This window comes from Thermophilibacter provencensis (assembly GCF_030372065.1).
GTDB lineage: Bacteria > Actinomycetota > Coriobacteriia > Coriobacteriales > Atopobiaceae > Thermophilibacter > Thermophilibacter provencensis_A.
Genome location: NZ_JAUDEA010000003.1, coordinates 121,410 through 146,616, shown reverse-complemented (window position 1 = coordinate 146,616; position 25,207 = coordinate 121,410). Strand labels below are relative to the sequence as shown.

Annotated in this window: 14 protein-coding genes and 6 rRNA genes; 18 read left to right on the top strand and 2 right to left on the bottom strand. The window is 63.1% G+C overall.

Annotation, left to right across the window (positions count from 1 at the left end; genetic code table 11):
* Positions 1 to 17 precede the first annotated feature (17 nt).
* From atpB to rrf (QUW25_RS03405), 15 genes are all read left to right on the top strand, one after another.
* The gene (gene atpB, locus QUW25_RS03475) at positions 18 to 827 is read left to right on the top strand and encodes a F0F1 ATP synthase subunit A (protein ID WP_289510839.1); all 810 of its coding nucleotides are present in this window, start codon (positions 18 to 20) and stop codon (positions 825 to 827) included.
* Between the two features lie 108 nt (positions 828 to 935).
* Positions 936 to 1,139, top strand: a complete 204-nt coding sequence (gene atpE, locus QUW25_RS03470) for an ATP synthase F0 subunit C (RefSeq protein ID WP_075278954.1) — start codon at positions 936 to 938, stop codon at positions 1,137 to 1,139.
* Between the two features lie 31 nt (positions 1,140 to 1,170).
* The gene (gene atpF / locus QUW25_RS03465; RefSeq protein WP_289510838.1) at positions 1,171 to 1,776 is read left to right on the top strand and encodes a F0F1 ATP synthase subunit B; all 606 of its coding nucleotides are present in this window, start codon (positions 1,171 to 1,173) and stop codon (positions 1,774 to 1,776) included.
* Entirely contained in the window at positions 1,763 to 2,239 is a 477-nt protein-coding gene (locus QUW25_RS03460) for a F0F1 ATP synthase subunit delta (RefSeq protein ID WP_289510837.1), read from the top strand. The genes atpF and QUW25_RS03460 overlap by 14 nt, the downstream gene beginning before the upstream one ends.
* Positions 2,239 to 3,900 (top strand): F0F1 ATP synthase subunit alpha, encoded by a 1,662-nt coding sequence (gene atpA, locus QUW25_RS03455; protein WP_289510836.1) that lies wholly within the window; start codon positions 2,239 to 2,241, stop codon positions 3,898 to 3,900. Before QUW25_RS03460 ends, atpA begins: the two co-directional genes overlap by 1 nt.
* A gap of 5 nt (positions 3,901 to 3,905) precedes the next feature.
* Positions 3,906 to 4,820: an ATP synthase F1 subunit gamma gene (gene atpG / locus QUW25_RS03450; protein WP_289510835.1), complete on the top strand. Its 915-nt coding sequence runs from the start codon at positions 3,906 to 3,908 to the stop codon at positions 4,818 to 4,820.
* The gene (atpD, locus tag QUW25_RS03445) at positions 4,820 to 6,310 is read left to right on the top strand and encodes a F0F1 ATP synthase subunit beta (RefSeq protein WP_289510834.1); all 1,491 of its coding nucleotides are present in this window, start codon (positions 4,820 to 4,822) and stop codon (positions 6,308 to 6,310) included. Before atpG ends, atpD begins: the two co-directional genes overlap by 1 nt.
* 3 nt (positions 6,311 to 6,313) lie before the next feature.
* Entirely contained in the window at positions 6,314 to 6,748 is a 435-nt protein-coding gene (gene atpC / locus QUW25_RS03440) for an ATP synthase F1 subunit epsilon (protein WP_289510833.1), read from the top strand.
* 12 nt (positions 6,749 to 6,760) lie between these two features.
* A complete protein-coding gene (gene murA, locus QUW25_RS03435) occupies positions 6,761 to 8,041 on the top strand; it encodes a UDP-N-acetylglucosamine 1-carboxyvinyltransferase (RefSeq protein ID WP_289510832.1) in 1,281 nt (426 codons plus the stop codon).
* A gap of 26 nt (positions 8,042 to 8,067) precedes the next feature.
* Positions 8,068 to 8,493, top strand: coding sequence for a metal-dependent transcriptional regulator (locus QUW25_RS03430; RefSeq protein ID WP_289510831.1), 426 nt, complete (start codon positions 8,068 to 8,070; stop codon positions 8,491 to 8,493).
* Positions 8,494 to 9,146: 653 nt separating this feature from the next.
* Entirely contained in the window at positions 9,147 to 10,052 is a 906-nt protein-coding gene (locus tag QUW25_RS03425; protein ID WP_289510830.1) for a UTP--glucose-1-phosphate uridylyltransferase, read from the top strand.
* Positions 10,045 to 11,448: a phosphoglucomutase gene (locus tag QUW25_RS03420; protein WP_289510829.1), complete on the top strand. Its 1,404-nt coding sequence runs from the start codon at positions 10,045 to 10,047 to the stop codon at positions 11,446 to 11,448. The genes QUW25_RS03425 and QUW25_RS03420 overlap by 8 nt, the downstream gene beginning before the upstream one ends.
* A gap of 336 nt (positions 11,449 to 11,784) precedes the next feature.
* A 16S ribosomal RNA gene (locus tag QUW25_RS03415) occupies positions 11,785 to 13,296 on the top strand.
* A 203-nt stretch (positions 13,297 to 13,499) separates the two neighbouring features.
* A 23S ribosomal RNA gene (locus QUW25_RS03410) occupies positions 13,500 to 16,435 on the top strand.
* 101 nt (positions 16,436 to 16,536) lie between these two features.
* A 5S ribosomal RNA gene (rrf, locus tag QUW25_RS03405) occupies positions 16,537 to 16,652 on the top strand.
* A gap of 226 nt (positions 16,653 to 16,878) precedes the next feature.
* Here rrf (QUW25_RS03405) and QUW25_RS03400 read toward each other — a convergent pair.
* On the bottom strand, positions 16,879 to 18,000 hold the full coding sequence (locus tag QUW25_RS03400; protein ID WP_289510828.1) for an IS1249 family transposase: 1,122 nt from the start codon (positions 17,998 to 18,000) through the stop codon (positions 16,879 to 16,881).
* Between the two features lie 603 nt (positions 18,001 to 18,603).
* On the opposite strand from QUW25_RS03400, the gene QUW25_RS03395 reads away from it, so the two are divergent.
* The 3 genes from QUW25_RS03395 (at position 18,604) to rrf (QUW25_RS03385) (ending at position 23,471) form a co-directional block, all read left to right on the top strand.
* Positions 18,604 to 20,115 (top strand): 16S ribosomal RNA (locus tag QUW25_RS03395).
* Positions 20,116 to 20,318: 203 nt separating this feature from the next.
* Positions 20,319 to 23,254 (top strand): 23S ribosomal RNA (locus QUW25_RS03390).
* 101 nt (positions 23,255 to 23,355) lie between these two features.
* Positions 23,356 to 23,471, top strand: a 5S ribosomal RNA gene (gene rrf / locus QUW25_RS03385).
* The 16S, 23S and 5S rRNA genes sit together here, the layout of an rRNA operon.
* Before the next feature lie 226 nt (positions 23,472 to 23,697).
* Here the strand turns inward: rrf (QUW25_RS03385) and QUW25_RS03380 are convergent.
* Complete coding sequence (locus QUW25_RS03380) at positions 23,698 to 24,819, bottom strand: IS1249 family transposase (protein WP_289510828.1); 1,122 nt, start codon at positions 24,817 to 24,819, stop codon at positions 23,698 to 23,700.
* Positions 24,820 to 25,207: the final 388 nt, after the last annotated feature.

The window sequence follows — 25,207 nt, the reverse complement described above, 5'->3', positions numbered from 1 at the left end:
AGAGGGAAGGACATAGCGTGGGCAATCCTCTGGACAGCCTGGGCGAGGAGGTAAACGAGCTCGTCAAGAGCTTCACGTCCCAGCCGATCTTCGGAGACCTCAACTCCGTCGGCCTCACCCAGTACACGTTCTGGTTTGCGGTCGCCGTCATCTTGATGCTCGTGGCGCTGTTCGCCTTTAAGAAGCGCCAGGCGCGCGGGCTCGTCCCGCAGGGCGTCTTCGTCAACGGCATGGAGTACCTCGTCGAGTTCGTTCGCGACGACATGTGCAAGGGCCTACTCGGCGAGTCCTGGAAGCGCCACTTCCCGTTCATCGCCACGACCTTCCTCGTGGTGCTCGCCAACAACATCGTGGGCATCATCCCGGGCTGCAAGCCGGGCACCGGCACCATCTCCACCACCGCCGCGCTCGCGCTCTGCTCGTTCGTCTACTTCATCGTCTGCGGCATCAAGAAGAAGGGCACGCTCGGCTACGTCAAGAGCCTGGCCCCGGCGGGTGTCATGTTCCCGCTGAACGCCCTCGTCTGGCTGATCGAGGTCTTCTCCACGATCCTGCGCCTCATCACGCTCGCCGTCCGACTCTTCTGCAACCTCTTCGCTGGTCACGTGGTCATGGGCACCTTCGCGATCCTGGCGTCCCTCTTCTTCGAGCCCATGATCCAGGCCTTCTCGGTCGCCACCGCCGTGCAGGCGGGCGCGTCGGTGCTGTGGGTCGGCATCCTGCTCGTCATCTACGTCGTGGAGATCATGGTGGCCGCCATCCAGGCCTACGTCTTCGCGCTTCTCTCCGCCGTCTACATCCAGATTGCCGAGTCCGACGAGGAGTAGGCGAGAAGAACGGCAACTCGCGGGCGTCCGCCTGCAGAGGAATAGCACGTTGGTTTGAAACTCGTCCCGGCCCACAAACCAATCGGGGCGAATGTCAAAGGAGGAACAGTGGGAGCTCTCGGTGTCGTTGGTTATGGTCTCGGCGTTATCGGCGCGGGCATCGGCATTGGTCTGGCCGCCAGTGGCGTCGCGCAGGGCATGGCGCGTCAGCCTGAGGTCCAGGGCCGCCTCTTCACGGTCTTCATCCTCGGCTCGGCGTTCGTCGAGGCCCTCGCCCTCATCGGCTTCGTCGTCAGCCTCATCGTCAAGTAGCGCTGTCGTACGTTTCCGAGTGGAGGCAAGCATGAAGAACACTGTCACGAAGCTGCTTGCGCACGCGGGCATCGTCGGTGGCGTCGCCCTCGCGACGCCCGTCGTGGCGCTCGCCGAGGAGTCGGCGGTCGGCCCGGACATCCTGATTCCCAAGCCGGCGGAGCTCATCCCCGCGCTCATCGCCTTCCTCATCATCCTCGTCGTTATGGCCAAGCTCGTGTGGCCGCCGGTCCTCGAGATGATGGAGAAGCGCCAGCAGAAGATTCAGGACGACCTCGACGCCGCCGAGCGCTCCAAGGTCAAGGCGGCCGAGGAGGCCAAGAGCTACGAGTCCAAGATCCTCGAGGCTCACCACGAGGCCGACGCCATCGTCGCCAAGGCCAAGAAGGAGGCCGAGGAGGTCCGCTCCGCGGTGCTCGCCAAGGCGCAGCGCGAGGCCGCCGACATCATCGCCAAGGCCCACGGCGCCGTGGACTCCGAGCGCCACAAGGCCATGATCGAGCTCTCGAGCTCGGTGGTGGACCTCTCCGTGGAGATTGCCAGCAAGATCATTGGAAACGACCTCTCCGAGGACGAGCAGCGCAGGCTTGCCGAGAAGTACCTCGCGGAAGTGAGCACCCCAGATGAGCGGAAGTAAGCGCGCGGAGGCCGAGAAGGTCGAGGCCTACACCCGTGCCCTTCTCGAGGCGGCGCACTCCGAGGGCCGCGCCAACGCGGACCTCGTGCAGTGGCAGCATGCCAGGAAGTTCACGCCCGAGGTGCTCGAGACCCTCGCCGCCATGCAGCGCGAGGACGACCTCGGTCTGCTCGACCAGGTGGCCAAGCGCTACAAGGAGCTGCTCGACGCCCAGGACACCACGGTCTCCGTCACGGTGACCACGGCCGTCCCCATGGACGACAGCCTCCGGAGCAAGGTGCGCTCCAAGGCCGAGGCAGACCTCAAGTCCCCGGTCTACCTCGTCGAGCGCGTTGACCCGGCCATCATCGGCGGCATCATGCTCGAGGTGCGCGGCAAGCGCTACGACGCGTCCGTTCGCGCCCAGCTCGCCAACATCAGAAAGACCCTCTCGTCTACCTTCATCGAAGGCGAGGAGAAGTAATGGAAACGATTAGCTCCGAGAAGATCATGAGCACGCTGCGCGAGGAGCTCGCGCAGATCAACGCCACGGTCGACCGCCAGGAGGCCTCCGTCGTCACCGAGGTGGCAGACGGCATCGCCCGCGTCTCCGGCCTCAAGAGCGCCATGTCCGGCGAGCTGCTCAAGTTCACGAGCTCGCTCACCGGTCTCGACGTCTACGGCCTGGTCCAGAACCTCGACCAGGACGACGTGGGCGCGGTGCTCTTTGGCGAGGCCGAGGAGATCAAGGAGGGCGACGAGTGCCGCACCACCGGCCGCGTCCTCGACATCCCCGTGGGTCACGCCATGCTCGGCCGCGTGGTGAACCCGCTCGGCCAGCCCATCGACGGCCTTGGTCCCATCAACACCACGCACCGCCGCCCCATCGAGTTCAAGGCGCCGGGCATCATGGACAGGAAGCCGGTCTGCGAGCCCGTGCAGACGGGCCTCATCGCCATCGACGCGATGGTGCCCATCGGCCGCGGCCAGCGCGAGCTCATCATCGGCGACCGCAAGACGGGCAAGACGGCCATTGCCATCGATACCATCGTCAACCAGCGCGGCACCGACATGATCTGCATCTACGTGGCCATCGGTCAGAAGGCCTCGACGGTCGCCGCCATCCGCGAGTCCCTCGCCCAGCACGGCGTCCTCGACCGCACCGTCATCGTGGCGGCAACCGCGGCGGACTCCGCCTCCATGCAGTACATTGCGCCCATGTCCGGCGCCGCCATCGGCGAGTACTTCATGTACAACGACGAGCACGGCAACCCCGCCGATGCCGAGCATCCCGGCGGCCACGCCCTCGTGGTCTACGACGACCTCTCCAAGCAGGCCGTTGCCTATCGACAGATGTCGCTCACGCTGCACCGTCCGCCCGGACGCGAAGCCTATCCCGGTGACATCTTCTACCTGCACTCGCGCCTGCTCGAGCGCGCCTGCAAGCTCTCCGACGCCAACGGCGGCGGGTCGCTCACGGCGCTGCCCATCATCGAGACACAGGAGGGCGACGTCTCCGCCTACATCCCGACGAACGTGATCTCGATCACCGACGGCCAGATCTACCTGCAGTCCAACCTCTTCTTCCAGGGCCAGCGCCCTGCTGTTGACGTGGGCATCTCCGTGAGCCGCGTCGGTGGCGCCGCTCAGATCCCCGCCATGAAGCAGGTTGCCGGCACGCTGCGCCTCGACCTCGCGAGCTACCGTGAGAAGCAGGCCTTCTCGCAGTTTGGCTCCGACCTCGACTCCACCACGCAGTACCAGCTCAACCATGGCGCGCACATGATGGAGATGCTCAAGCAGCAGCGCTTCTCGGCGCTTGACGTCTGCGACCAGGTCATTGCCATCTTTGCCGCCAAGGAGGACTTCCTGGACGACATTGACCTCGCCAACGTGACGCTTTTCAGAAACGAGCTCGCCAAGTACATGGCGGGGCACTGCCCCAAGCTGCGCCACGCGGTTCTGGAGGGCAAGCTCGACGATGCCACCTCAAAGCGCCTGCGCGCCCGCATCGCCCGCTTCAAGAAGGGCTTCCTCGCGGAGCACCCCAACAAGCGTTCCGCGGCGGACGTTGAGCGTGCCGCCGAGCCCACGGTCGCGGCGCCCCCCGAGGGCGGCCACGCGCCGCTTGGGGGCCAGGAGTAGAGCAGATGGCCAACCTTCGCGAGATACAGCGGCGCATGAGCTCCATCCGGAGCACGATGCAGATCACGCGCACGATGGAGATGATCTCCACGGCGCGCATCCGCCGTGCCCTCGAGCGCGCCGAGTTCGCTGAGCCCTACAAGGACGCCATCACGCGCATGCTCGCCAACGTGGCCGAGGCCGGCTTCAGCTCCGAGCAACCGCTGCTCATGAAGCACCTCGAGGAGAAAAACGTCCTGTTCATCCTCATCGCCTCCGACCGCGGCCTGGCTGGCGGCTTCAACATCGTCCAGCAGCGCGCCGTGGAGGCGGAGATGAAGCGCCTTCGCGCGCAGGGCATCTCCTCCTCGGTCATCACCTGCGGCCGCAAGCCCACCGAGTACTTCACGTACCGCAAGATGCCGCCCGCGATGTCCTTTGTGGGCATCTCGTCCGAGCCCAACCAGGACCAGGCGGACCGCATCGCCTCGTACGTGATGCGCGGCTACGCCTCCGGCGAGATCGACCGCGTGGTGCTCTACTACTGGCACGCGAAGAACCGCGTCGAGCAGACGCAGGTTGTCGAGCAGCTGCTCCCCATCAGCAAGGAGCAGCTCACGATGCCCAACAAGCCGCGCGAGCGCGAGGCGCTCTCGCTCGTTGAGGGCCACGCCTACACTGACTTTGCCTTCGACCCCTCCGCCGAGGAGGTTCTGGGCAAGCTCATGCCGGCGTACTTTAGGACCGTCATCTTCCACGCGCTGCTCGACTCGGCGGCCGCGGAGCACGGGGCGCGCCGCCGCGCCATGCAGTCCGCGACCGACAACGCCAAGGAGGTCCTTGGCACGCTCGAGCGCACGTACAACCGAGTCCGCCAGGGCTCCATCACCACCGAGCTCAACGAGATCATCGGCGGCGCTTCCGCATTGGAGGACAACTGATGGCAGAGAAGAACAACGAGACGCGCACCGCCCTCGAGGAGGCGGCGTACAACAAGCTCAACCGCACCGTCGGCGTGGGCTCCGTCGTCCGCGTCGTGGGCCCCGTCGTCGACGTCAAGTTTGACGGCCAGGTGCCCGGCATCTACACCGCGCTCGTCGTGGAGGGCGACACGCCCGTCGGTCGCGTGAGCACCGTGCTCGAGGTCGAGTCGCAGCTGCCGGGCGGCATCGTCCGCACCGTCGCCATGTCGTCGACCGACGGCCTCACCCGCGGCCTCAAGGTTCGTGACACCGGCCATCCCATGATGATGCCCGTCGGCCCCTCCACGCTCGGCCGCGTCTGGAACGTTATGGGCCAGCCCGTCGACGGCGGCGAGGTGCCCGATGACGTGCAGTACTACCCGATTCACCACCCGGCGCCGTCCTTCGACGACCTGACCACCCAGACGGAGGTCTTCGAGACCGGCATCAAGGCCATCGACCTTCTCGAGCCCTATGTGCGCGGCGGCAAGACGGGCCTCTTTGGCGGCGCGGGCGTGGGCAAGACCGTCCTCATCCAGGAGCTCATCAACAACCTCGCCCAGCAGCACGGCGGCACCTCGGTCTTCACCGGCGTCGGCGAGCGCACGCGCGAGGGCACCGACCTCTACCTCGAGATGACCGAGTCCGGCGTCATCGAGAAGACCTGCTTGGTCTACGGCCAGATGAACGAGCCGCCCGGAGCCCGCATGCGCGTGGCCCTGGCCGGCCTCACCACCGCGGAGTACTTCCGCGACCAGGGCCAGGACGTGCTGCTCTTCATCGACAACATCTTCCGCTTCTCCCAGGCGGGCTCCGAGGTCTCGGCCCTTCTCGGCCGCATGCCGTCCGCCGTTGGCTACCAGCCCACGCTGGCAACCGAGATGGGCGAGCTCCAGGAGCGCATCACCTCCACCAAGGAGGGCTCCATCACCTCGGTCCAGGCCGTCTACGTTCCTGCCGACGACCTCACCGACCCGGCCCCGGCCACGACGTTCACCCACCTCGACGCCACGACGGTTCTCTCCCGCTCCATCTCGGAGCTTGGCATCTACCCGGCCGTTGACCCGCTGGCGAGCTCGAGCTCAGCGCTCGACCCCTCGATCGTGGGCGAGGAGCACTACCGCGTGGCCATGGCGGTCCAGGAGACGCTCCAGGAGTACTCCGACCTTCAGGACATCATCGCCATTCTGGGCATGGACGAGCTCTCCGAGGAGCAGCAGCACGTCGTTGCGCGCGCCCGCAAGATTCAGCAGTTCCTCTCGCAGGCCTTCCACGTTGCCGAGAAGTTCACCGGCAACCCCGGCACGTACGTGACCGTGGAGGACACGGTGCGCTCCTTTGCCGAGATCGTTGACGGCAAGTGCGACGACCTGCCCGAGCAGGCCTTCCGCTTTGCCGGCACTATCGAGGACGTGCGCCGTCGCGCCGCCGCCATGGCGGCTCCCGCGGCCGATAAGGCCGAGGAGTAGCTCATGGCAGAGCTCAACTGCCAGATCGTCCGTCCGGACCGCTCCCTCTACGAGGGGGCGGTCGCCAACCTCGTGCTCGTCACCTACGCGGGCGAGCTGGGCGTGTGGCCCGGTCACGCGCCCGAGGTCGTGGCGCTGGGCGACGGCGTCGTGCGCATCAGGCGCACGCCCGAGGACGGCGGCGGCGAGTTTGACGTCGTGGTCTCCGGCGGCTACGCCGAGATCGACCGCGAGGGCGTCATCATCCTTGCCGACCACGCGCGCCGCACCGACGACATCGACGTGGAGACCGTCCGCCGCACGCGCGAAAAGGCGCTCGACCTTCTCGACGAGATGGAGGACGGCGACTATCGCGCCGCCTACTACGAGAAAAAGGTCAGGTGGTGTAACCTTCTGCTCAAGCAGGCGACGGGCGATCCCGCGCCGAGTACCCGCTAGCACGGAGGTTTCATGGACGTCATACAGGTAGAGGGCGGTCATCGCGTCACGGGCGAGGTGCGCGTGGAGGGCGCCAAGAACTCCGCCCTCAAGCTCATGGCGGCAACGATCATGGCGCCGGGGGTGACGACCCTCAAGAACGTCCCCAACATCGCAGACGTCCACGTCATGGGCAAGGTTCTCAAGAACATCGGGGCCCAGATCGAGGTTGTGAACGAGCACGAGCTGAAGATTGACACCTCAACCGTTGATTCATGGGAGACGCCCTATCACCTCGTTGCGCAGATGCGCGCCTCCACGGCGGTTCTCGGCCCGCTCCTCTCGCGCTTTGGCCGCGCGATCGTGGCCATGCCGGGCGGCTGCAACATCGGCGCCCGCAGCATTGACATGCACATCCTCGGCCTTGAGGCCCTGGGCGTGGAGTTCAAGGTCGATCACGGCAACATCCACGCCAGCGCCCCGCACGGCCTGGTGGGCGATACCGTCACCCTCTCGTTTGCCAGCGTGGGCGCCACCGAGAACCTCATGATGGCCTCGGTCTTTGCCAAGGGCACCACCACCATCGACAACGCCGCGCGCGAGCCTGAGATCGTGGACCTCGCCAACCTCCTCAACGAGATGGGCGCCAAGATCTCCGGTGCCGGCTCGCCGGTCATCGAGGTCGAGGGTGTCTCCGAGCTTCACCCCGTCACGCACGAGGTAGTGGGGGACCGCATCGAGGCGGGCACCTTCCTCGCCATCGGCGCCCTGGCCAAGGAACCCGTGACGGTTACCGGATTTGACCCCAAGCACCTTGGGCTCGTGCTCAAGAAGTTCGAGCAGATGGGCGCCTCCGTGGAGCGCGCTCACCGCAGCTGCACCGTCTGGCGCGAGCGCCCGCTTCTCCCCACGGACATCCAGACGCTCCCGTTCCCGGGCTTTCCCACGGACATGCAGGCCCAGACCATGTGCCTGCTGGCCCTGGCCAAGGGAAGCTGCATCATCACCGAGAACGTCTTCGAGAACCGCTTCATGTTCGCGAGCGAGCTCTCTCGCATGGGGGCAAACATCCAGATCGAGGGGCACCATGCCATCGTCCATGGCGTCGACGGCTTCTCCGGGACGCAGGTGAAGTCGCCCGACCTGCGCGGCGGCGCGGCGCTCGTCATGGCGGGCCTCGTGGCCGACGGCATCACCACGGTGTCCGACATCCATCACATCGATCGCGGCTACGAGGGCTTTGTCGAGAAGCTCGGCTCCCTCGGCGCCCGCATCAGGCGCACGACCCTGCCCGACGAGGAGTACGAGCTCTAGGACGCGCCGCAGCGAGGAGGCAGAGCATGAACGGCACAACCTCTCAGGAAGATCACGCCCTCAGCCGCGCCAGCGAGGACTACCTCGAGGCCATCTATCGCCTCTCAACGGAGGGCGCCTCCGCTGACGGGACGGTTCGCTCCGTTGACGTTGCCGACCAGCTGGGCGTCTCCAAGGCGAGCGTCAACAAGGCGCTCTCCACGCTCAAGGAGAGCGGCATGGTCACGCAGAGCCGCTACGGTCGCGTCACGCTCACGGAGGAGGGTCGCGAGTACGCCGCCCTCGTGTGGCGGGCGCACCGGGCGCTGCGCCTCTTCCTCGAGAGCGACCTTGGCGTCAAGCCCGAGGTCGCGGACGAGGAGGCCTGCCTCATGGAGCACGTCCTCTCCGCGGACACCATGAGCCGCCTCATCGGCTACCTCGAGGGACAGGGCATCGTCGTCCCGGAGTAGCCCCACGGCGCGCCGAGAAAACCCGGCTCCTGTACCGCCCGCGTGATCAGCCGCCGAGAAAACCCGGCTTCTGTGCCGCCTTTCCAAATTGGCGCCGAGAAAAGCCCGAGGCTGTGCCGGCGGCCACAACACACCGCCGAGAAATGCGACCCGCCGTACCGTTTCCCGAGCTATGTGCCGAGAAAACCAGCCCTCTGTACCGCCATGTGCGCCCTCACGGAGGCGCTGTCGGTACAGAGGGCGGCTATTCTCGGCGCACGGGCAGGGCGGGTGGTACAGAGGACCGATTTTCTCGGCAGCGATTGGCGAAGTTGGTACAGAGGTCGGGTTTTATCGGCAACAAAAATGGGCGACGGCACAGGTGCCCGGTTTTCTCGGCACGCTGCTTCTGCGAGCGGCACAGATGCCCGATTTTCTCGGCGGCGGCAAGAGAGGGGCAACGCGGAGAGCCCGGCCTTCTCGGCATCCGGCGGGCGGGCCAACACGGCGGCGCCATGTGAAGCAGATGTGGCCCCTCTACTCAAAGATGACGGAGAGCGGGCATATTGGGCCGCTTACAGGTATGTAAGAATCGCCGGCCTTCCAAAGGGGTATGTTTCTTGTGCCGCCGGTCCATCCCGGTGGCGCACTGACGTCAATCCGAAAGGAAGGCCATGAAGGCAATCATCCCCGCCGCTGGACTGGGCACGCGCTTCCTGCCCGCAACCAAGTGCTCCCCCAAGGAGCTCCTGCCGGTTCTGGACAAGCCCGTTATCCAGTACGTGGTCGAGGAGGCGCTCGAGCCCGAGGGCGTCGAGGGCGTCGTCATCATCAACTCCCACGAGAAGCCGCAGATCGAGCAGTACTTCTCCGTTGACGAGGACTTTGAGTCCATGCTGCGCGAGCGCGGCAAGGCCAAGGAGGCCGACCGCATCCACGAGGCGGCAACGCTGCCCGTGTCCTTTGTCTATCAGGACGAGGCGCGCGGCCTTGGCCACGCCGTCCTCCAGGCGGCGCCCGCCATCGACGAGGACCCGTTCTTCGTGCTCCTTGGCGACTACTTTGTGCCCGACCGTCAGATGTGCGTCCGCATGGGCGAGGTCTCCCGCGCCCACGGCGGCGCCTCCGTCATCGCCGTCGCGCCCGTCCCCGCCGATCAGGTGAGCCGCTACGGCATCATCGCGGGCGAATGCGTGGGCTGCCTTCCCGGCACCAATGCCACGGGCGAGCAGGAGGGCGCGGTCTGGAAGGTCACCGGCCTCGTTGAGAAGCCCCGTCCCGAGGAGGCGCCCTCGCACCTCTTCATCGTTGGTCGCTACCTGCTCTCCCCGCGCATCATGGAGCTCCTTGCCACGCAGGGACCCGGCGCCGGCAACGAGATTCAGCTGACAGACGCCATGGAGCGCCTGCTTGCCGAGGAGGAGATGTACGCGCTCGTCGTTGACCCCTCCGAGGGCTGCGACACCGGTACCCCTGCCGCATGGGCTGCCACCAACGCCCGCATGGCTCTTCAGGACCCCGCCTTTGCCGGGGCGTTCCGCGAGGAGTTTGGCGAGAAGGGCGTGGCGCTCCTTGGATAGAAGGGGAGACATCATCCGCTTTGGCGTCGACGGCTGGAAGGCGCGCTTTGACGAGGGGTTTGACGACGAGGGCGTTGCTCGCGTTGCGGACGCCCTTGGTCTCGTGTGGGCAGACGCCGCGCCTGGTGCCACCATCTACGTGGGCTTTGACACGCGCCACGGGGCGCGTGGGTTTGCCCATCTGGTGGCGGGGATCCTCTCTTCCTACGGCCTTTCGGTGAGGGTGTCCGACTGCCCGTGCCCCACCCCCGCCGTCGCATGGTGCTGCTCGCGCGACGAGGCCGCGCAGGGCGCCGTCATTGTCACCGCGAGCGAGCTCTCCTGTGAGTACGGCGGGATTCTCGTTCGCGGTGCGGACGGCGGGCCCCTCTCGCGCCGCTTCCTCGACGAGGTCGAGCAGGCCATCTCGCTCGCTCCCTCCCGCGAGCTCGGCGCCTTCGAGGAGTGCGACCTCGTGGGACCCTATCTCGCGGAGCTCGCGTCGCACGTGGACCGCGCGCCCATAGCGGCCCGTCGTCCCCGCGTGGTCGTCGACGCCATGTGCGGCGCGGGGACCACGCATCTTGCGGGGCTTCTCACCGAGCTTGGCTGTGACGTCGTGGAGATGCACGTCGAGCCCCGCGAGGACTTCGGCGGCATCCACCCCGACCCGCATGACCCCTGGGCGGACGCCTGCGAGCAGGCCGTGGTGGCGCACGGGGCAGACATGGGCCTGCTGCTCGACGGAGACGGCGACCGCGCCTCCGTGATTGACGAGAAGGGCAACCTCCTCCCGGCGCGCGTGCTCGTGCCCATGCTCCTGGGAAACCTCGTGATGGGGCATGGCGCCCACGGCCGCGTGGTGACCACGCTCACGTGCTCGGCCTGCATCAGCAGGGAGGCCGAGCGCCTTGGCTGCGAGACGACGGCGGTCCCCGTTGGGTTCAATCGCATCTATAGAGAGACGCTCGACTCGGACGTGATCATGGGCGTCGAGGAGTACGGCGGCGTGTGCGTCCCCGTTCACCTGCGGGAGCGCGATGGCCTGCTCGTGTGCCTGCTCGCTGTGGAGATGCTGGCGCGCTCCGGCAAGTCGCTGACGCAGATGACGGCGGAGCTCGAGGAGAAGATCGGCACGATGTGCTACGCACGCCGCGACCTTCGTCTGGACCCTGCCGCAACGCAGGCGTTCAGGAACGTGCTCCCAGGCCTCAACCCCGGCACCCTGGTGGGGAAGGAGCCCGTTGAGGTCTCTCATGCGGACGGCCTCAGGGCCCAGTTTGACGACGACTCCTGGGTGCTCATCCGACCGTCCCGCACGAGCTCGGTCGTGAGGGTCTACGCCGAGGCGCCCACGGCATCGGTCAGGGACGACCTCATCACCGAGGCGTGCGACCTCGTTCGCAACGGTATATAGATAGGGAAGGGCCGAGAAGGCCATGGGCGCCGGCATCCAGAAAACGGATGCCGGCGCCCCCGTTTATGTAGGAATTGTGAACCCGCGGATTCACGCCCCCAGGGGCGGCCGAAGTGCGTATAGTTATTCCCCGCGCAGCGACGAGGACATCGCCTCCGACCTGCGCGGGAGTACCTTGAGAACCGGATACTGCGATCGAAAGATCGACGAAGACAGACTAAGCGAAATCGAATCTGACACCACGTCAGAACGTCAATTTCACTGAATCCGAGATCAGCGGGATCTTAGACGGGGTCGACCGAAACTCACGCGAAACCGGCTCTAGCCGGTCTCATTTGAACGGAGAGTTCGATCCTGGCTCAGGATGAACGCTGGCGGCGCGCCTAACACATGCAAGTCGAACGGTTAAAGCACCTCCGGGTGTGCATAAAGTGGCGAACGGCTGAGTAACACGTGGGCAACCTGCCCCTCGCACCGGGACAGCCTCGGGAAACCGTGGATAATACCGGATACTCCGCAGCCCCCGCATGGGGGAGGCGGGAAAGCCCAGACGGCGAGGGATGGGCCCGCGGCCTGTTAGCTAGTTGGTGGGGCAACGGCCCACCAAGGCGATTATGGGTAGCTGGGTTGAGAGACCGACCAGCCAGATTGGGACTGAGACACGGCCCAGACTCCTACGGGAGGCAGCAGTGGGGAATCTTGCGCAATGGGCGAAAGCCTGACGCAGCGACGCCGCGTGCGGGATGAAGGCCTTCGGGTTGTAAACCGCTTTCAGCAGGGACGAGGCCGCGAGGTGACGGTACCTGCAGAAGAAGCCCCGGCTAACTACGTGCCAGCAGCCGCGGTAATACGTAGGGGGCGAGCGTTATCCGGATTCATTGGGCGTAAAGCGCTCGTAGGCGGTCCGTTAGGTCGGGAGTCAAATCCGGGGGCTCAACCCCCGCACGCTCCCGATACCGGCGGACTTGAGTTTGGTAGGGGAAGGCGGAATTCCAAGTGTAGCGGTGGAATGCGCAGATATTTGGAAGAACACCGGTGGCGAAGGCGGCCTTCTGGGCCACAACTGACGCTGAGGAGCGAAAGCTAGGGGAGCGAACAGGATTAGATACCCTGGTAGTCCTAGCCGTAAACGATGGACACTAGGTGTGGGGGGACCCTCCCTCCGTGCCGCAGCTAACGCATTAAGTGTCCCGCCTGGGGAGTACGGCCGCAAGGCTAAAACTCAAAGGAATTGACGGGGGCCCGCACAAGCAGCGGAGCATGTGGCTTAATTCGAAGCAACGCGAAGAACCTTACCAGGGCTTGACATCTAGGTGAAGCGGCGGAAACGCCGTGGCCGAGAGGAGCCTAGACAGGTGGTGCATGGCTGTCGTCAGCTCGTGTCGTGAGATGTTGGGTTAAGTCCCGCAACGAGCGCAACCCTCGTCGCATGTTGCCAGCGGTTCGGCCGGGCACCCATGCGAGACCGCCGGCGTCAAGCCGGAGGAAGGTGGGGATGACGTCAAGTCATCATGCCCCTTATGTCCTGGGCTGCACACGTGCTACAATGGCCGGCACAATGGGCTGCCACTGCGCGAGCAGGAGCGAATCCCCAAAGCCGGTCCCAGTTCGGATTGGAGGCTGCAACCCGCCTCCATGAAGTCGGAGTTGCTAGTAATCGCGGATCAGCACGCCGCGGTGAATATGTTCCCGGGCCTTGTACACACCGCCCGTCACACCACCCGAGTCGATTGCACCCGAAGTCGTCGGCCCAACCTCGTGAGGGAGGCGCCGAAGGTGTGGTTGGTAAGGGGGGTGAAGTCGTAACAAGGTAGCCGTACCGGAAGGTGCGGCTGGATCACCTCCTTTCTAGGGAGAAACACCTCTTCCGGAAGAAGACATCACATGACGGACGACCCGTCTCTTCCGCTGGATCTCGTCTTCGCCGCGCCGCCAGGCGCGCAGTGTCCGGTCCCCGGGGGACTCCCCCGCCGTACCTTGAGAGCTGCATAGCGTGACGAAGATTCTTCTTCAAAGATCGCATCTATATGACAGTATGTTCGAGCCATCGAAGAGAAGATGGTAAGGGCAGACGGTGGATGCCTTGGCACAGGAAGCCGACGAAGGACGCGACAAGCTGCGATAAGCCGCGGTTAGGGGCACTTGCCCGCTCGACCCGCGGATCTCCGAATGGGAAAACCCGGCGGGAGTCATTTCCCGTCACGCCCGGCTGAACACATAGGCCGGGCCGAGGCAACCGGGGGAACTGAAACATCTAAGTACCCCGAGGAAGAGAAATCAAACGAGATTCCCCTAGTAGTGGCGAGCGAACGGGGACCTAGGACAAACCGGCGGCCGCTTCGGCGCCGCCGGGGTTGTAGGACCAGGAATCGTGCAGTTACAAAACCGCGCGGAAGCGGAACGGCATGGGAAGGCCGGCGGGACAGGGTTAGAGCCCCGTACGCGAATCCGCGAGGACTGCCTCCTGGCACCTGAGTACCGCCGGACACGTGAAACCCGGTGGGAAGCTGGGGGGTCCACCCTCCAATCCTAAATACTCTCCTGTGACCGATAGTGGACCAGTACCGTGAGGGAAAGGTGAAAAGCACCCCGGGAGGGGAGTGAAATAGTACCTGAAACCGTCTGCCTACAAGCAGTCGGAGCACCCTTTTGGGTGTGACGGCGTGCCTTTTGTAGAATGAGCCAGCGAGTTACGGCGCGTGGCGAGGTTAAGCCAGCAAGCGAGCCGCAGCGAAAGCGAGTCCGAATGGGGCGAGCAGTCGCGCGCCGTAGACGCGAAGCCGGGTGAGCTATCCATGGGCAGGCTGAAGCGGGGGTAAGACCCCGTGGAGGGCCGAACCCACCTAGGTTGAAAACTGGGGGGATGACCTGTGGATAGGAGTGAAAGGCCTATCAAACCCGGAGATATCTCGTTCTCCCCGAAATAGCTTTAGGGCTAGCCTCGGACGTTTACCTGCGGGGGTAGAGCACTGAATGGACGCGGGGGCCTCACCGCCTACCAACTCCAATCAAACTCCGAATACCGCCGGTCCAGAGTCCGGGAGTCAGAACATGTGGGCTAAGCTGTGTGTTCGAAAGGGAAACAGCCCAGACCGCCCGCTAAGGCCCCCAAATCCATGCTAAGTGGCAAAGGATGTGCGTTTGCCTAGACAACCAGGATGTTGGCTTAGAAGCAGCCATTCATTTAAAGAGTGCGTAATAGCTCACTGGTCGAGTGGACATGCGCCGACAATATACGGGGCTAAGCATGGTGCCGAAGCGGCGGACTAGTCTTTGACTAGTGGTAGGGGAGCTTTCCGTCTGGGGCGAAGCGTCGGGACGACCCGGCGTGGACCGGCCGGAAGTGAGAATGCTGGCATGAGTAACGAGAGCGGCGTGAAAAACGCCGCCGCCGTAAACCCAAGGTTTCCTGGGCAAGGCTAATCCTCCCAGGGTCAGTCGGGAGCTAAGGCGAGGCCGGAAGGCGTAGCCGATGCACAGCAGGTGGACATTCCTGCACCCCCGAACGGGCGTCATCACCGATGGGGCGACGGAGAAGGGTAGCTGGACGGGGTTCTGGACGTCCCCGCGATGGCACGTAGGCTGAGGGGTAGTGAAACGCGCCCCTCGCGACGGCTGAGGTGCCGGACGAAGCGACTGAGCGAAGCCAGTGAGCCCATGCTCCCAAGAAAACCCCCTAGGGAGCCCGCAGGGGCCCGTACCGCAAACCGACACAGGTGGGTGGGTAGAGCATACCAAGGCGATCGGGAGAACCATGGTTAAGGAACTCGGCAAAATTGCCCCGTAACTTCGGGAGAAGGGGTGCCGCCTCGGGTGGAGGGACTTGCTCCCCGAGCCCAGGGCGGTCACAGTAAATAGGCCCAAGCGACTGTTTATCAAAAACACAGGACTCTGCTGAAGTCGTAAGACGACGTATAGGGTCTGACGCCTGCCCGGTGCCGGAAGGTCACGAGGAGCCGTCAGCTTGCGCGAAGCGGCGAATCCAAGCCCCGGTAAACGGCGGCCGTAACTATAACGGTCCTAAGGTAGCGAAATTCCTTGTCGGGTAAGTTCCGACCTGCACGAAAGGCGTAACGATTTGGGCGCTGTCTCAACCATGGACCCGGTGAAATTGCACTAGTCGTGAAGATGCGACTTACCCGCGGAAGGACGGAAAGACCCCGTGAACCTTTACTGCAGCTTGACATTGGCTGCCGGTTCGCCGTGTAGAGGATAGGTGGGAGACGCTGAACCAGGGACGCCAGTCTCTGGGGAGTCGCCCTTGGAATACCACCCTCGGCGTTCTGGCATCCTAACCCGCGACCGTTATCCGGCGTGGGGACCGTGTCAGGTGGGTAGTTTGACTGGGGCGGTCGCCTCCTAAAGTGTAACGGAGGCGCACGTAAGGTCTGCTCAGGACGGTCGGCAACCGTCCCTTTGAGTGCAAGAGCATAAGCAGGCTTGACTGCGAGACGGACAGGTCGAGCAGATGGGAAACCAGGTTCTAGTGATCCGGCGGCTCAGTGTGGTATGGCCGTCGCTCAACGGATAAAAGGTACTCCGGGGATAACAGGCTGATCTTCCCCAAGAGTCCACATCGACGGGAAGGTTTGGCACCTCGATGTCGGCTCATCGCATCCTGGGGCTGGAGCAGGTCCCAAGGGTATGGCTGTTCGCCATTTAAAGCGGTACGCGAGCTGGGTTCAGAACGTCGTGAGACAGTTCGGTCCCTATCCTCCGTGGGCGTAGGAGAACTGAGGGAGGCTGCCCCTAGTACGAGAGGACCGGGGTGGACGGACCTCCGGTGTACGGGTTGTCGACCAACGGCACTGCCCGGTAGCTGAGTCCGGTTCGGATAACCGCTGAAAGCATCTAAGCGGGAAGCCAGTCCCGAGATGAGTTCTCCCTTCGGTAAGGCCACTCGTAGACTACGAGTTCGATAGGCCGCAGATGTAAGCCCTGCGAGGGGTTGAGTCGAGCGGTACTAATCGGCCGAGCTCTTCTCTTCGATTCACTTCTCGAGCATCGCGATCTTGAGGAGCGTCGACGTCACGCTGTGCGGCCCTGAGGGCACGGCGACGCGCCCCCAAAGCAGAATGCCCCTTGTTGGTCAGCGACCATGGCAGGGGAGGCACACCCGGTCCCATTCCGAACCCGGAAGTTAAGCCCCCGAGCGCCGATGGTACTGCGGAGTCAGTCCGTGGGAGAGCAGGACGTCGCTGACCAACAAGGGGCATTTTGCTATAGAAAGCACTCAAGCCGCTGGGCATCACCGCCTGGCGGCTTTTTTGTTTTCGATCGTCTTCACCTGGGTTCTTGAGAAGGATGCACGGGCCCTCAGAGCGGCGACATGATTAAGGGCACGCTAGGAGCGTGCGGCAAGGACGAGACACGTGCTCGACGCGTCAGTGCGATGTCTTCGGGCTTACAGGACAAAAAGTGTGTATTGGCCTAATCCCAATCCATGCGCAAGGGCTGCGAGTGATGGAGCTCTGACCACGCTATGGCATCTCCCCACTGAGGAATGGTTCCTTGTAGCTTGTCCTGCTGATTGAGTCTTTCGTATATGGCTCTGATAGAGCCGTCCGTCGGCATGACACGCAGGATCTCCGCTGCAGGCAAGGGGCTCGGGCTGTGCATATAGCACCACCAGAAGACCGCCTTGAGCCTGCGCTCGACAGACAGCCCCCTATGGTCCCTGAGCATGGCCCTGAGCTGTGAATTCACGCCGCCCTCGATACGATTGTTGGTCGAGGGAAGCGGGGCAAGATGCTCCAGGCGCGGATCGAGGTAGGTAAACAGCGTCCCGGCGTTGACGAGCCGAGCAAGGGATCTTCGCGCCTTGACGAGACGCTCGTGCGTGAGGACGAACCTTCCGTCCTCTGTTCTCGTTCTCTCCGACAGGAAGTCGTCCCATCGCTCGGACCACGCGAGAAACGCCTCCACACACTCTTGCGCCTCCCCGAGCGTCGTGATGGCAAGCAGCGCCTTGGCGAGGCCGTAAAGTTCCACCCCTGCCCGGGTGCGGGGTCTTGAGGTGGTATAACACTTGACCTGGGAGAACGCGTGGAAGACACAGCGCTGGTGAGGCGTGCGGGGCCAGGTCTTTCCGAGCGCCTTCTGAAAGCCGTCGCCCCCGTCCGAGACGACCATCTCAGGAGCGGCTATACGCTGCATCAGGGCCGCCCAGCCGCGGCTGTTCTCGGTGCGGCACAGATGCCAGCCCAGGGCGTGGCGCTCGTCCGAGGCGACGAGCACGACGGCCTTTCTTCCGAGATGTATGCCGTCGACGTGGACGACGCTCCGCGGCTCCTCTATCCTGGGCGGCATGGGCCATATGTTCCAGAAGGGGGCGCACTTCCTTCTGAAGGTCCTGCCGCCGCCCGGCATGTCGGACTGCCGCTTGCGGGACAGCAGCCAGCCCAGGAAGGCCTTGAGGGCCTTGGCGGAGGTGTCGATCTTCCTCACTGGGCTCGAGCCGCAGCGCATGCATCTGAAGCGAGTCCTGCCGGCTTTCGCCCTCCCGTTTTTGACCATATTCGAGCCGCAGGCAGGGCAGCGGGGATTTCCCATGGCAACCTCGCAGACAGACCGACTCCACTGTTGGGAACAGCATGGTCTACCTGCGATGACACGAGAATCTATACACACTTTCCGTCCAGGTAAAAAGTTGTGGCGACGCAACTCACGAGGCCGATTTGTGGGTGTCTACCTGCAGAAAGACGGGCATTTCATACACACTTTTTGTCCTATAAGCCTGTCTTCGCGTGAGACCAAAGGATCTGTGAAGGTACCTGATTCTTGTGCAGTACGGAAGAGCTTATAGAGAGAACCTCGCACTTTAACTAGCTGTCGAACGGACGCGGGCAAACACCAAGGTGAACCTGTCATGGGCGCCCCCGTTTATGTAGGAATTGTGAACCCGCGGATTCACGCCCCCAGGGGCGGCCGAAGTGCGTATAGTTATTCCCCGCGCAGCGACGAGGACATCGCCTCCGACCTGCGCGGGAGTACCTTGAGAACCGGATACTGCGATCGAAAGATCGACGAAGACAGACTAAGCGAAATCGAATCTGACACCACGTCAGAACGTCAATTTCACTGAATCCGAGATCAGCGGGATCTTAGACGGGGTCGACCGAAACTCACGCGAAACCGGCTCTAGCCGGTCTCATTTGAACGGAGAGTTCGATCCTGGCTCAGGATGAACGCTGGCGGCGCGCCTAACACATGCAAGTCGAACGGTTAAAGCACCTCCGGGTGTGCATAAAGTGGCGAACGGCTGAGTAACACGTGGGCAACCTGCCCCTCGCACCGGGACAGCCTCGGGAAACCGTGGATAATACCGGATACTCCGCAGCCCCCGCATGGGGGAGGCGGGAAAGCCCAGACGGCGAGGGATGGGCCCGCGGCCTGTTAGCTAGTTGGTGGGGCAACGGCCCACCAAGGCGATTATGGGTAGCTGGGTTGAGAGACCGACCAGCCAGATTGGGACTGAGACACGGCCCAGACTCCTACGGGAGGCAGCAGTGGGGAATCTTGCGCAATGGGCGAAAGCCTGACGCAGCGACGCCGCGTGCGGGATGAAGGCCTTCGGGTTGTAAACCGCTTTCAGCAGGGACGAGGCCGCGAGGTGACGGTACCTGCAGAAGAAGCCCCGGCTAACTACGTGCCAGCAGCCGCGGTAATACGTAGGGGGCGAGCGTTATCCGGATTCATTGGGCGTAAAGCGCTCGTAGGCGGTCCGTTAGGTCGGGAGTCAAATCCGGGGGCTCAACCCCCGCACGCTCCCGATACCGGCGGACTTGAGTTTGGTAGGGGAAGGCGGAATTCCAAGTGTAGCGGTGGAATGCGCAGATATTTGGAAGAACACCGGTGGCGAAGGCGGCCTTCTGGGCCACAACTGACGCTGAGGAGCGAAAGCTAGGGGAGCGAACAGGATTAGATACCCTGGTAGTCCTAGCCGTAAACGATGGACACTAGGTGTGGGGGGACCCTCCCTCCGTGCCGCAGCTAACGCATTAAGTGTCCCGCCTGGGGAGTACGGCCGCAAGGCTAAAACTCAAAGGAATTGACGGGGGCCCGCACAAGCAGCGGAGCATGTGGCTTAATTCGAAGCAACGCGAAGAACCTTACCAGGGCTTGACATCTAGGTGAAGCGGCGGAAACGCCGTGGCCGAGAGGAGCCTAGACAGGTGGTGCATGGCTGTCGTCAGCTCGTGTCGTGAGATGTTGGGTTAAGTCCCGCAACGAGCGCAACCCTCGTCGCATGTTGCCAGCGGTTCGGCCGGGCACCCATGCGAGACCGCCGGCGTCAAGCCGGAGGAAGGTGGGGATGACGTCAAGTCATCATGCCCCTTATGTCCTGGGCTGCACACGTGCTACAATGGCCGGCACAATGGGCTGCCACTGCGCGAGCAGGAGCGAATCCCCAAAGCCGGTCCCAGTTCGGATTGGAGGCTGCAACCCGCCTCCATGAAGTCGGAGTTGCTAGTAATCGCGGATCAGCACGCCGCGGTGAATATGTTCCCGGGCCTTGTACACACCGCCCGTCACACCACCCGAGTCGATTGCACCCGAAGTCGTCGGCCCAACCTCGTGAGGGAGGCGCCGAAGGTGTGGTTGGTAAGGGGGGTGAAGTCGTAACAAGGTAGCCGTACCGGAAGGTGCGGCTGGATCACCTCCTTTCTAGGGAGAAACACCTCTTCCGGAAGAAGACATCACATGACGGACGACCCGTCTCTTCCGCTGGATCTCGTCTTCGCCGCGCCGCCAGGCGCGCAGTGTCCGGTCCCCGGGGGACTCCCCCGCCGTACCTTGAGAGCTGCATAGCGTGACGAAGATTCTTCTTCAAAGATCGCATCTATATGACAGTATGTTCGAGCCATCGAAGAGAAGATGGTAAGGGCAGACGGTGGATGCCTTGGCACAGGAAGCCGACGAAGGACGCGACAAGCTGCGATAAGCCGCGGTTAGGGGCACTTGCCCGCTCGACCCGCGGATCTCCGAATGGGAAAACCCGGCGGGAGTCATTTCCCGTCACGCCCGGCTGAACACATAGGCCGGGCCGAGGCAACCGGGGGAACTGAAACATCTAAGTACCCCGAGGAAGAGAAATCAAACGAGATTCCCCTAGTAGTGGCGAGCGAACGGGGACCTAGGACAAACCGGCGGCCGCTTCGGCGCCGCCGGGGTTGTAGGACCAGGAATCGTGCAGTTACAAAACCGCGCGGAAGCGGAACGGCATGGGAAGGCCGGCGGGACAGGGTTAGAGCCCCGTACGCGAATCCGCGAGGACTGCCTCCTGGCACCTGAGTACCGCCGGACACGTGAAACCCGGTGGGAAGCTGGGGGGTCCACCCTCCAATCCTAAATACTCTCCTGTGACCGATAGTGGACCAGTACCGTGAGGGAAAGGTGAAAAGCACCCCGGGAGGGGAGTGAAATAGTACCTGAAACCGTCTGCCTACAAGCAGTCGGAGCACCCTTTTGGGTGTGACGGCGTGCCTTTTGTAGAATGAGCCAGCGAGTTACGGCGCGTGGCGAGGTTAAGCCAGCAAGCGAGCCGCAGCGAAAGCGAGTCCGAATGGGGCGAGCAGTCGCGCGCCGTAGACGCGAAGCCGGGTGAGCTATCCATGGGCAGGCTGAAGCGGGGGTAAGACCCCGTGGAGGGCCGAACCCACCTAGGTTGAAAACTGGGGGGATGACCTGTGGATAGGAGTGAAAGGCCTATCAAACCCGGAGATATCTCGTTCTCCCCGAAATAGCTTTAGGGCTAGCCTCGGACGTTTACCTGCGGGGGTAGAGCACTGAATGGACGCGGGGGCCTCACCGCCTACCAACTCCAATCAAACTCCGAATACCGCCGGTCCAGAGTCCGGGAGTCAGAACATGTGGGCTAAGCTGTGTGTTCGAAAGGGAAACAGCCCAGACCGCCCGCTAAGGCCCCCAAATCCATGCTAAGTGGCAAAGGATGTGCGTTTGCCTAGACAACCAGGATGTTGGCTTAGAAGCAGCCATTCATTTAAAGAGTGCGTAATAGCTCACTGGTCGAGTGGACATGCGCCGACAATATACGGGGCTAAGCATGGTGCCGAAGCGGCGGACTAGTCTTTGACTAGTGGTAGGGGAGCTTTCCGTCTGGGGCGAAGCGTCGGGACGACCCGGCGTGGACCGGCCGGAAGTGAGAATGCTGGCATGAGTAACGAGAGCGGCGTGAAAAACGCCGCCGCCGTAAACCCAAGGTTTCCTGGGCAAGGCTAATCCTCCCAGGGTCAGTCGGGAGCTAAGGCGAGGCCGGAAGGCGTAGCCGATGCACAGCAGGTGGACATTCCTGCACCCCCGAACGGGCGTCATCACCGATGGGGCGACGGAGAAGGGTAGCTGGACGGGGTTCTGGACGTCCCCGCGATGGCACGTAGGCTGAGGGGTAGTGAAACGCGCCCCTCGCGACGGCTGAGGTGCCGGACGAAGCGACTGAGCGAAGCCAGTGAGCCCATGCTCCCAAGAAAACCCCCTAGGGAGCCCGCAGGGGCCCGTACCGCAAACCGACACAGGTGGGTGGGTAGAGCATACCAAGGCGATCGGGAGAACCATGGTTAAGGAACTCGGCAAAATTGCCCCGTAACTTCGGGAGAAGGGGTGCCGCCTCGGGTGGAGGGACTTGCTCCCCGAGCCCAGGGCGGTCACAGTAAATAGGCCCAAGCGACTGTTTATCAAAAACACAGGACTCTGCTGAAGTCGTAAGACGACGTATAGGGTCTGACGCCTGCCCGGTGCCGGAAGGTCACGAGGAGCCGTCAGCTTGCGCGAAGCGGCGAATCCAAGCCCCGGTAAACGGCGGCCGTAACTATAACGGTCCTAAGGTAGCGAAATTCCTTGTCGGGTAAGTTCCGACCTGCACGAAAGGCGTAACGATTTGGGCGCTGTCTCAACCATGGACCCGGTGAAATTGCACTAGTCGTGAAGATGCGACTTACCCGCGGAAGGACGGAAAGACCCCGTGAACCTTTACTGCAGCTTGACATTGGCTGCCGGTTCGCCGTGTAGAGGATAGGTGGGAGACGCTGAACCAGGGACGCCAGTCTCTGGGGAGTCGCCCTTGGAATACCACCCTCGGCGTTCTGGCATCCTAACCCGCGACCGTTATCCGGCGTGGGGACCGTGTCAGGTGGGTAGTTTGACTGGGGCGGTCGCCTCCTAAAGTGTAACGGAGGCGCACGTAAGGTCTGCTCAGGACGGTCGGCAACCGTCCCTTTGAGTGCAAGAGCATAAGCAGGCTTGACTGCGAGACGGACAGGTCGAGCAGATGGGAAACCAGGTTCTAGTGATCCGGCGGCTCAGTGTGGTATGGCCGTCGCTCAACGGATAAAAGGTACTCCGGGGATAACAGGCTGATCTTCCCCAAGAGTCCACATCGACGGGAAGGTTTGGCACCTCGATGTCGGCTCATCGCATCCTGGGGCTGGAGCAGGTCCCAAGGGTATGGCTGTTCGCCATTTAAAGCGGTACGCGAGCTGGGTTCAGAACGTCGTGAGACAGTTCGGTCCCTATCCTCCGTGGGCGTAGGAGAACTGAGGGAGGCTGCCCCTAGTACGAGAGGACCGGGGTGGACGGACCTCCGGTGTACGGGTTGTCGACCAACGGCACTGCCCGGTAGCTGAGTCCGGTTCGGATAACCGCTGAAAGCATCTAAGCGGGAAGCCAGTCCCGAGATGAGTTCTCCCTTCGGTAAGGCCACTCGTAGACTACGAGTTCGATAGGCCGCAGATGTAAGCCCTGCGAGGGGTTGAGTCGAGCGGTACTAATCGGCCGAGCTCTTCTCTTCGATTCACTTCTCGAGCATCGCGATCTTGAGGAGCGTCGACGTCACGCTGTGCGGCCCTGAGGGCACGGCGACGCGCCCCCAAAGCAGAATGCCCCTTGTTGGTCAGCGACCATGGCAGGGGAGGCACACCCGGTCCCATTCCGAACCCGGAAGTTAAGCCCCCGAGCGCCGATGGTACTGCGGAGTCAGTCCGTGGGAGAGCAGGACGTCGCTGACCAACAAGGGGCATTTTGCTATAGAAAGCACTCAAGCCGCTGGGCATCACCGCCTGGCGGCTTTTTTGTTTTCGATCGTCTTCACCTGGGTTCTTGAGAAGGATGCACGGGCCCTCAGAGCGGCGACATGATTAAGGGCACGCTAGGAGCGTGCGGCAAGGACGAGACACGTGCTCGACGCGTCAGTGCGATGTCTTCGGGCTTACAGGACAAAAAGTGTGTATTGGCCTAATCCCAATCCATGCGCAAGGGCTGCGAGTGATGGAGCTCTGACCACGCTATGGCATCTCCCCACTGAGGAATGGTTCCTTGTAGCTTGTCCTGCTGATTGAGTCTTTCGTATATGGCTCTGATAGAGCCGTCCGTCGGCATGACACGCAGGATCTCCGCTGCAGGCAAGGGGCTCGGGCTGTGCATATAGCACCACCAGAAGACCGCCTTGAGCCTGCGCTCGACAGACAGCCCCCTATGGTCCCTGAGCATGGCCCTGAGCTGTGAATTCACGCCGCCCTCGATACGATTGTTGGTCGAGGGAAGCGGGGCAAGATGCTCCAGGCGCGGATCGAGGTAGGTAAACAGCGTCCCGGCGTTGACGAGCCGAGCAAGGGATCTTCGCGCCTTGACGAGACGCTCGTGCGTGAGGACGAACCTTCCGTCCTCTGTTCTCGTTCTCTCCGACAGGAAGTCGTCCCATCGCTCGGACCACGCGAGAAACGCCTCCACACACTCTTGCGCCTCCCCGAGCGTCGTGATGGCAAGCAGCGCCTTGGCGAGGCCGTAAAGTTCCACCCCTGCCCGGGTGCGGGGTCTTGAGGTGGTATAACACTTGACCTGGGAGAACGCGTGGAAGACACAGCGCTGGTGAGGCGTGCGGGGCCAGGTCTTTCCGAGCGCCTTCTGAAAGCCGTCGCCCCCGTCCGAGACGACCATCTCAGGAGCGGCTATACGCTGCATCAGGGCCGCCCAGCCGCGGCTGTTCTCGGTGCGGCACAGATGCCAGCCCAGGGCGTGGCGCTCGTCCGAGGCGACGAGCACGACGGCCTTTCTTCCGAGATGTATGCCGTCGACGTGGACGACGCTCCGCGGCTCCTCTATCCTGGGCGGCATGGGCCATATGTTCCAGAAGGGGGCGCACTTCCTTCTGAAGGTCCTGCCGCCGCCCGGCATGTCGGACTGCCGCTTGCGGGACAGCAGCCAGCCCAGGAAGGCCTTGAGGGCCTTGGCGGAGGTGTCGATCTTCCTCACTGGGCTCGAGCCGCAGCGCATGCATCTGAAGCGAGTCCTGCCGGCTTTCGCCCTCCCGTTTTTGACCATATTCGAGCCGCAGGCAGGGCAGCGGGGATTTCCCATGGCAACCTCGCAGACAGACCGACTCCACTGTTGGGAACAGCATGGTCTACCTGCGATGACACGAGAATCTATACACACTTTCCGTCCAGGTAAAAAGTTGTGGCGACGCAACTCACGAGGCCGATTTGTGGGTGTCTACCTGCAGAAAGACGGGCATTTCATACACACTTTTTGTCCTATAAGCCTGTCTTCGCGTGAGACCAAAGGATCTGTGAAGGTACCTGATTCTTGTGCAGTACGGAAGAGCTTATAGAGAGAACCTCGCACTTTAACTAGCTGTCGAACGGACGCGGGCAAACACCAAGGTGAACCTGTCATGGGCGCCCCCGTTTATGTAGGAATTGTGAACCCGCGGATTCACGCCCCCAGGGGCGGCCGAAGTGCGTAT